General features: G+C 51.0%; 11 protein-coding genes. 5 read left to right on the forward strand and 6 right to left on the reverse strand.

Annotated elements, in window-relative coordinates; translation table 11 throughout:
* The 3 genes from L691_RS0114485 to moaA form a co-directional block, all read right to left on the reverse strand.
* Positions 1 to 655: MFS transporter (locus L691_RS0114485; protein WP_025691208.1), on the reverse strand; the 655-nt coding region annotated here is incomplete at its 3' end.
* Positions 656 to 881: 226 nt separating this feature from the next.
* Positions 882 to 1,586, reverse strand: coding sequence for a GntR family transcriptional regulator (locus L691_RS0114490; protein WP_025691209.1), 705 nt, complete (start codon positions 1,584 to 1,586; stop codon positions 882 to 884).
* Positions 1,587 to 1,743: 157 nt separating this feature from the next.
* Positions 1,744 to 2,757, reverse strand: a complete 1,014-nt coding sequence (moaA, locus tag L691_RS0114495; protein WP_036737111.1) for a GTP 3',8-cyclase MoaA — start codon at positions 2,755 to 2,757, stop codon at positions 1,744 to 1,746.
* A gap of 274 nt (positions 2,758 to 3,031) precedes the next feature.
* Between moaA and L691_RS0114500 the strand changes: the two genes are divergently transcribed.
* From L691_RS0114500 to L691_RS0114520, 5 genes are all read left to right on the forward strand, one after another.
* Positions 3,032 to 3,250: a PspC domain-containing protein gene (locus L691_RS0114500; protein WP_025691211.1), complete on the forward strand. Its 219-nt coding sequence runs from the start codon at positions 3,032 to 3,034 to the stop codon at positions 3,248 to 3,250.
* 21 nt (positions 3,251 to 3,271) lie between these two features.
* The gene (locus L691_RS0114505) at positions 3,272 to 3,964 is read left to right on the forward strand and encodes a PspA/IM30 family protein (RefSeq protein ID WP_025691212.1); all 693 of its coding nucleotides are present in this window, start codon (positions 3,272 to 3,274) and stop codon (positions 3,962 to 3,964) included.
* Positions 3,965 to 4,107: 143 nt separating this feature from the next.
* Complete coding sequence (locus tag L691_RS0114510) at positions 4,108 to 4,362, forward strand: stalk domain-containing protein (RefSeq protein ID WP_025691213.1); 255 nt, start codon at positions 4,108 to 4,110, stop codon at positions 4,360 to 4,362.
* A gap of 35 nt (positions 4,363 to 4,397) precedes the next feature.
* The gene (locus tag L691_RS0114515) at positions 4,398 to 4,667 is read left to right on the forward strand and encodes a hypothetical protein (protein WP_156934241.1); all 270 of its coding nucleotides are present in this window, start codon (positions 4,398 to 4,400) and stop codon (positions 4,665 to 4,667) included.
* A gap of 85 nt (positions 4,668 to 4,752) precedes the next feature.
* Positions 4,753 to 5,472, forward strand: a complete 720-nt coding sequence (locus L691_RS0114520; protein ID WP_232229190.1) for a 3'-5' exonuclease — start codon at positions 4,753 to 4,755, stop codon at positions 5,470 to 5,472.
* 100 nt (positions 5,473 to 5,572) lie between these two features.
* Here the strand turns inward: L691_RS0114520 and L691_RS0114525 are convergent, their stop codons facing one another.
* The 3 genes from L691_RS0114525 to L691_RS0114540 all read right to left on the reverse strand — a co-directional run.
* Positions 5,573 to 6,529: a 3'-5' exoribonuclease YhaM family protein gene (locus tag L691_RS0114525; RefSeq protein WP_025691216.1), complete on the reverse strand. Its 957-nt coding sequence runs from the start codon at positions 6,527 to 6,529 to the stop codon at positions 5,573 to 5,575.
* A gap of 249 nt (positions 6,530 to 6,778) precedes the next feature.
* Positions 6,779 to 7,231 carry an IDEAL domain-containing protein gene (locus tag L691_RS0114530; RefSeq protein ID WP_025691217.1) on the reverse strand — a complete coding sequence of 151 codons (453 nt, stop codon included), beginning with the start codon at positions 7,229 to 7,231 and terminating at the stop codon, positions 6,779 to 6,781.
* Between the two features lie 462 nt (positions 7,232 to 7,693).
* The coding region (locus L691_RS0114540) for an adenine deaminase C-terminal domain-containing protein (RefSeq protein WP_025691218.1) at positions 7,694 to 8,839 on the reverse strand (1,146 nt) is incomplete at its 5' end.

The raw sequence follows: 8,839 nt of genomic DNA on the forward strand, positions 1-8,839 counted from the left end.
TGGATTTGGCATATTTACTCGACCAGATGGCTTTCATATTTTCTTTAATGGAAGGCTTCTTTTTCCTTGGTTGCCGAAACGATGGTGAATCCGGAATTTCCCGCCTTAAATATACGGTATAGAGGGCTGGTAACGCGCAAATCAGCAAAGCCGATTGCCACCCAAATTTAGGTATTACAAAATAGGATATAACCGCCGCCAGAATCCATCCGGCAACCCAAAAGGTATCTAACAAAACGATCGTTCGACCGGAATGCTTCTCAGGAATACTTTCGGATACTAACGTGCTTGATACGGGAAGCTCTCCTCCCAGTCCCAAGCCGATAAAAAAACGGAGAGTAAGAAATGCCGCGAATGTAGTTGTTAACGCGGAGAAGCCACTCGCAAGAGAAAACAATAGCACAGTAGCCAATAATATCGGCTTACGTCCAACACGATCGGCAAATATTCCTGCTAACAGAGCACCGACCATCATTCCTAGAGAATTGACGCTCCCGATCCATCCTACTTGCTGGGGCAACAAATTCCAATCTTTCATTAGAGCCGCACCAATGAATGCGATAATGCCCACATCCATTGCATCAAAGAGCCAGCCAAGTCCTGCAACGAACAACAGTTTCTTTTTAGCCACCGGTTTGATTATGGTAGTACCCATGTCATTCCTCCTCGTTGGTTAGGGACCCGATTCGTCTCGGTATACCTTCTTTTTCGCAACAATGAATTGTCATCGTATACTTATTTAAATTTTAAAATATATTATATATAATGTTAAATATCAATTACTTATCTCCAGATAAACAATATGAATGTCCATAACAAAAAAACATGTACACAAGGACCATAAGTCTAAACTTCTGGTCTTGGTACATGTCTAACTTTGTTCAATCGGCTTGATCCGATTCTCCCGCTTGCTCGCTTGCTTCTTCTTGCCGGGAATTTAGCATTAAGCTGATCGTATCCCATACATGCTCGTGCATTCTGGCATGGGCTAGCTGGGGGTCCCTATTAACCAGCGCCTCCCAAATCCCGCGGTGCTGGTCGTCGGTAAGCGCATGGCGTTCTTTATTCCGGTTCCATGCCATCACCTGTATCCAGTTAATTCCTGCTCGCAGATGATGCAGGGTGTTCTTCAGCGCCAGATTTCCGCCGGCCTCGACAACAAGATCATGAAACCGATTATTTAATTCAATGGCATCTACGGCGTGGCCGGTACTCTCGCGATGAGCCTGCTCCAGATTTAAGAGATTCTCCATCTGCTTGAAATGCGAGCTGTTCCCCCGCTCGGCGGCAAGCCGGGCCGCCATTCCCTCCAGTTCGGCGCGAAGCTCATACAAATCCTTCAGCTCTTTCAGCGACAGCTCCTTGACTCGAACACCGTGATGGGGAACAGATTCCAGAATGCGCTCCTGTACCAGCATGCGCATCGCTTCACGAATCGGCGTACTGCTTACGCCGAGCATCTCCTTCAGCTCGCGTTCCCTGATCCATTCACCCGGCGGAAATCTCCCGCTCAGCACCAGATCATACAACCGTCTGTATACAGCCATGGTCGTCGTTTCTTTAATAAGCTTATCAGCTAAGTCCATCAGAGTCTTCCCTCCAGGCGATAAGAACAGCTTCACCCGCCCTTATTCATAAGAGCGGGGTCGGCTTCTGCGCGAGTATAAGACGATAATTGAAAACATCCTGACTATATGATAGCAGATTCTGGTTTTCTCGTAAAAGCCCGGGATTTATGAGCATCTATCCTCCGATATAGGACATTTCAATCTTCTGTTTGCCGCTTGCTTCACGCGTATCCCGCCCTCGCTTCGCGCTGTACTGATTGTCCCTGTTAATCCAGACGGATGCGATCCTGGCCGCCAGTTCTTCATCCGACAGATCGGACCGCAAAAGTTCCCGGAGGTCGGTTCCTTCCGTGGCAAAGAGACACGTATACAAGGAGCCGTTCGCTGAAATCCTTGCTCTTGTGCATGTTCCGCAAAAAGCATCCGAAACCGCCGAAATAATACCGACTTCCTGCTCCGTTCCTTTATACCGGTAACGGGAAGCCACTTCTCCGAAGTATTGGCCGGGAACAGCCTCAAGCGGCATCACATGACGGTCAATCCTGTCAATGATCTCCTGTTTGGTTACGACTTTGTTAAGATTCCATCCGTTGGTGTTTCCTACGTCCATATATTCAATGAAGCGAATCGTATGTCCAGCGTCTTTGAAATACTTCGCCATTGGAACAATATCCTGATCATTGGCGCCTTTCTGAACAACCATGTTGATCTTCACTTTCAACCCGGCCCGTGAAGCCGCTTCAATTCCCTTAAGCACCGGCTCGACTCCGACCCCTCTGCCGTTAATACGACCGAATCGCTCGTCCGATAACGAGTCAAGGCTTACCGATACGCGCCTCAGTCCCGCAGCCTGCAAGCTCGCGGCATATTTAGGGAGCAACACGCCGTTTGTTGTCAGAGCGATGTCCTTAATACCCTCTATGGAAGCAAGCTTGTCTAATAACAGCGGAAGATCGGTCCTGAGCAGCGGTTCGCCGCCAGTGAGACGTATCTTGGTCACACCTAGAGCCGCAAATATTTGCGCAAGCCTCGTTATTTCTTCAAAATTGAGCAATTCCGCTTTGGGAAGAAAGGGATAATCCGGGCCGAAAATTTCCTTCGGCATACAATATACGCAGCGAAAATTACAACGATCCGTGACGGAAATTCTCAAATCTGTGAGCGGACGTTGAAGCAGGTCATTGATCATAAGCTCCTCCCGAATCTGCACATACTATGATAAATATCATATTGTGATTCTATACTATACAGCATTATACATGACTTTTAAAATACCAATTGCTTATGGCTAAATAAATATACTGAATACTTGAACACTCTCCTCCCTCCCCCCGTCCAATTACTGAAGCCTTCCCCGCCTTAGGTCGAGATTACAAAACCGTCTCCAGCCCGTTTTGCGGCGCACCCGAAAATACTAAAATAAAGCCATAGATAACGGATATGACGAAAGGGAGAAATGACAAATGAAAAAACTTTACCGTTCCGAAAGAGACAAGAAAATCAGCGGCCTGTGCGGAGGGTTGGCTGAGTGGCTGGGCATCGACTCCACTCTTATCCGGCTGGTCGCCGTAATCGTCGCTTTATGCAGCGTCGGCACGTTTATTCTGTTTTATCTGATCGCCAGCCTCATCGTTCCAAGCGACCGGACCGGGGGCTTCATGGATGGACATCATTATTACTAAAAAGAAAAGGGAGAGAGATCAATGAGCATATTGCAGAGAATTGCGACTTTAACGAAGGCGGCCTTGCATGAGGGCCTGAACCGGCTGGAGGACCCGGTCATGATGACCGGACAATATTTGCGCGACCTGGACGATAAGATCGCCGAGGCGGAGCAGCGCAGCCGCGAATTACAGGCGGCTGGCAGATTGCTGGAACGCCGGCAGAAGGAATACCGCATGCTCGCGGAACTTAGCGAAGGCGATGCCTTAAAGGCGCTGGAAAGCGGCGACGAAGCTAAAGCGCAGCAGGCCGTTCTGGCCAAGCTCTCCTATACGGAGAGCGAGAAGGAATGCGCCGCCGGTCTGGAAGAGACACGGCAGGTGCTGGCCGGACTCGGATACGAGATTGCCGCAGCCAAGGAAGAGCGGATCCGGCTGAAAGCCAAAAGGGCCGAGCTCGCTGAACGTGCCGAGCGTCTCCGCAAGGTTCCAGATAACGTCACCCCACCTCCTTCCCGCGCCGCCTTCTCCGGCCTGAATACGCATTCTGCCGCCAGGGGATTCGAGCGAATGGAAGAAAAAATCCAGGAATGGGAAGCGAGTCAGACTGTGCCGGGCCGGTATGTGTCTCCGGCTGCCGACACAGAAGGCAGCCCCGCAGACGCCCGTGTGAAGGAACAAGCCGCGGCCGAGCTGGAACGTCTGCGCGAGCAGACGAAGAGCAGCGGGCAGTAAGATTATATCGAATTTGCTGAACAAAATGGGTGCTTTCCTTGCTGAGCAGGGAGAGGCCCATTTTTATTGTAAGATTCTGTAACTTACTAGACGCTTTTGCGTCTAAGATTGAGAGAATTCTTTTTCAGGGAGGAATGTATCTAATGAAGATGTTGGCAAGTCTGGGCTGTGCTTCAATTCTTGCTCTGACCATAGTTTCGGGCGGGACATCCTTCGCCGCTGGCGAAATTGAAGTGATCGTAAATAACAATACGGCCGGTCAGGGAGCACCCGCCTATCTGTCGAATGGAACGACTATGGTACCCTTGAACGTTGTGCAGCAGATTCCGGGAATATCGGTAAGCTGGGCCAGAGCTTTACCTACTATTTTCCGGAAGGCGAATATAAGCGGTTCTTAATCGAAGGCGGCGACGTCGTCTCTTATTATGAAGTGGTGAAAGAACGAAGCCAGTTGATCTGGACAGCAAGACTGGCTGACGGCGCAAAGACGGACAGCGTCCTGTTTTTCAAGGAAACCAAGGCGTCCGAGGAGAGCGGCGTCCGGCCCGTACTGAACAGCCGGCTCGTCTACTTTCATGTCATGCCCCATATCGGCGCAGCCTCTTACGGATTTATCGGCCCGGATGGAACTGTGACGGAGCTCGGCACCAAAGATGTCACCATGAACGAGGAAGTCGTCGATATTCCGGAAGAGCAAAAGTAAATACACTCTTTTTCATACACGACCTCTGTTATACTTAATAGATGGAAGACTATCAATCTATTACCAAGGAAAGACAGGAACCCGTATGATGGATTTTGTGGCAATCGATTTTGAGACGGCGAATGCCGGCCGGGCCAGCGCCTGCGCGCTGGGACTGGTTGAAGTGAAGGGCGGAATCATCGTGTCCGAGCAGGCATGGCTGATTAATCCGAAGCAGCGCTTCGACCGCAGAAATATCGCCATCCACGGGATAACGCCCGAAATGGTCGCCGGGCAGCCGACCTTCCGCGAGCTGTGGCCGGTCATTGAACCGCTTATTTACGGAAAAAATATCGTGGCGCATAACGCTTCCTTCGATATGAGCGTACTCCGTTACGGACTCGATCAGTGCTCCCTGCCCTATCCATCCTTTCAATATTGGTGCACCTACTTGCTGTCCAAAAAAATGCTGGCCGATCTCGGCTCTTACCGGCTGAACATACTGGCCGAATATTTCGGCATCTCGCTGCGGCATCACGACGCGCTTGAGGACGCCCGCACCGCGGCACTGATCCTCGTAAAGCTCGTGGAACGAGCCGGGCATTCCGGCCTGCTGGCGCTGGCGGAAGATCTCGGCTGCCGGATTGGCACGCTGCATACCGGCGGCTACACTCCCTTCTCGATCCCCGCGCGCAAGCCATCTCGCAGCAAGGCACAACAAGCGAGCGGGAACAAGTCCGCTGCCGTCTCAGCTGAAGCTGCCGAAGCTCTTCTTCCGAATTCGACCGAAACGGCAGCCACCCGAGAAACGCCCGGTAAAGAATAAAGATGGGGAGACTTACTCCTTTTCAGGATATGCCTCCCCCATCTTTGGCCGGTCTTCGCCGATAACAGGCGTTCGCCCGGCTTTTTTTGCCGCCCTGGATTTACAGCTTCATCCGATATACCGCTTTATTCTCCAATCCGCGGATAAACGGCGTCCAATCTTCACTCTCCGGCGTCGTATCCAGCGCGTCCTCAACCATCTGAAGCTTGGCGTCCATGGCGTCGATATGGTGGAGCGCCACCGCTTCCGCCGTCTGGGGCTGCACCGGACTGCCCCATTCCCCAAGGTTGTGATGCGACAGCACCAGATGCTGAAGCCCGAGTACCTTCGGGGACGCAAGATCAATATTGGAGCGTATGGCCGCTTCCGTTATCCAGCCCGAAGCCATTGCGATATGCCCGAGCAGCTTCCCTTGGACACTGTAATCCGATACAATGCCAAGCTCGGCGATCATTTCCTCCGGCTTGGCGATATCGTGCAGGATGATGCCCGCTTTTAGCAGATCGGGATTCAGAAACGGCCGCTGCTTGCACAAAAAGTCGCCAATCTCCAGCATTCGTGCCATATGATAGGCAAGCCCGGCGAAATAGGCGTGATGATGGGTCTTGGCCGCCGGATAATGCATCAGCTTCTCCTCCACCTTGCCCACACAATACGCAACAAGGGTCCGGATCTCCGGGTCGCTTATGGAGCCCATCGCCTGCTTGATCGTATAGATTAAATCGACCGGACGGATCGGCGCGGAGCGGATAAAATCCGTTAAAGACACACCATCCTTTTCCGTAGCCAAACGCATTTTGCTAATCTTGATTTGCAGCTTTTCCCGGTATAAATGGGCGAGACCTTGAACTTTGACAAGACCCATCGAAAAAAAAGTCTCTTTGTCCGCAGCCGACACATCCCAATACTTCGCGGACAGCTGACCGCTGGAATCACTGAGCACGATATCGAAATAATCCTTCGGCGGATTACCATTCGTTTGCTTGACCGTCAATTCCCTAATCAGATAAAAGCCGATGAATTCATCCTGCGGTGCCAGTTGGTTGATTTGCTTCATGATGAGCCTCCTACTTATCTTAAACCTTCTTCCCACAATAACTTTGACACTGACCGCTTCAATCCCTTCAAGCTTCGGAAACAAAGACAAAATAGCTTCGAAACGTCAGACTCTTCGTTCGAAGCTTATGTTTTGTAATATTGGCGCAAAAAGACCGCCTCTATCAATCCACAAGCGGCGTTATGGATTGATAGAGGCGGTCCGTATCGGACGGTAATAACCGGCAAATGTCTAAACGACGCACGACGCTTAGGCGCTCAGCTCTTTATACTTCTCGGTAAGCTCTTCGAACCATTGTCTGTCCTGCAGCGCCAGCGCAAAATCGATCAGCTCGGCGATTTCGTTCTTTCCGAGGTCCGTCTTATCGTTAAAGTTAACCTCTGCCACGGCACAGGCTTCAACTATAGATCCTTCAGAAAAATCAAACGAGAACTCCAGGTCGATGTCGCTTTCCAGATACTCATTACGGAGAAAATACAGCACTTCACACATCAGAATCGGCCTAACCTGATCTTCAAACACACAGTCCATTACTTTTGCCCAATAGTGACGGTTGGTCAGATGCAGCTTGTCATCATTTAAGAGACTCTTCTCACCTTGAAAATCATTGACAAATCTCAGCTCAAGCGGCTCCATCTTAAAGATACTGGCGATTTGCTTCTTGGCGATACTCACAATCTCATTCGTTTCCAATCTAATCATCTCTTGTTCCCCCATCCTAAAAATGTAATTTGGGCTTTGCATTAAGCTTAGAACAGTAGATCTATCACATCAGGAATGATTCATTTATTGTTATATCGTCTATGGATTGCCCTTAATTAATATTATATTAGCATCTTTTCTGAAAAAATGTTTCATCATCATTCAATTTGGTTAATGTTTTTAGCCCCTAAACGCTCAAATTTCATTTAAAATTCAAATTTTCAAAATAAAAATGTTAAATATTATTAATTTTATAATGATAATCCATTTAAAAGAAAGCATTTTACTATAATCGGCAGCAAAAATCCGCTGTTCCATTCCGGACAGCGGATTTACATTGTAAATGGTGGGAGCTCTGGCCGATGCACGAAAGAATCTCACTATGCGCATGGTATCAAGCGGCCTGCCCGTCAAATGGCCTGACAGTGGCGTGTCAGGATAAGCCGCCCGGCCAGTCAGGCTTTATACAGGCGCGTTAACGCTCTCCTCGATGAACAGCGGCACCAGCTGAATGCCATCCTCCGGCGTAATCCGCACCAGACCTTTGTCGGAAAGGCGAAGGGTCGGAATAACCGCAAGTGCGAGCAGCGATAGCGTCATAAAGGCATAATTAAGGGTGCAGCCCGCATCGTAAAGCGCCTTGCTGATTGCAGCAGACTGGGCGGCGGCGACTTCAAACGGCTCGGCGGACATCAGTCCGGCAATGGCGAGCGGGAACAAGGTTATGCCGGACCCTGTGATGACCGCAACTCCGCCCTGCGCATCGGCGACCGCATTTACCGCCTTAGCCATAAGTTCGTCGTCGCTGCCGATCACAAGTACATTGTGACTGTCATGCGCTACGGTCATGGCAATGGCCGCAGGTTCATGGAAGCCGACTCCCTCCACCACGCCGACCGCCATATTGCCCGTTCCTTTGTGGCGCTCCAAGACGGCGATTTTGCATAAGCCGCCCTCTACCTGAAGATTTCCTTCCGATACGGGGAGGGACAGAATGCGTTCCATTGTCTCCACATGGTTTTCCAGCACCTTGATCACCCGGGTGCTCACGTTACCGGACTCCACCGGCGCCTTAATGACAAAATCCCCAGCCGTCGGTCGCTTCGGCAGATGAACGGAAGCCAGCACTTCCTGTGGATAGGCAAATGAAGGCAGGGATACCGTCATGACTCCATTCTCGGCTACTACGGTCCCGGCAGCAATCGTCATGACGACGTTGACGTCGGCGAGATTGCCGTCCAGCAGAATGATGTCGGCGATATTGCCAGGAGTAATGGAGCCGATATCGCGGGCAACGCCAAAGCGCTCGGCGGTATTGATCGTCGCCATCTGGAAGGCGGTCACCGGCTTCACCCCCTGAGCAATGGCATGCCGGACCACGAAGTCCATATGGCCTTCGTCCCGCAGCGATTCCGAGCTGCGGTCGTCGGTGACGAGCATCATCCGCCTCGGGTCGAGGCCATGCTCGGTATGCGCCGTAATCGTCTTGGCGACATCATGCCAGGCGGAGCCGCGGCGCATCTTCGCGTACATGCCCAGACGTACGCGCTCGATCACATCCTCGGCGGTCACGCACTCATGATCGCCGGTTACACCGGCGGCTGCGTA

Source organism: Paenibacillus zanthoxyli JH29, assembly GCF_000520715.1.
Classification (GTDB): Bacteria; Bacillota; Bacilli; order Paenibacillales; family Paenibacillaceae; genus Paenibacillus_AQ; species Paenibacillus_AQ zanthoxyli.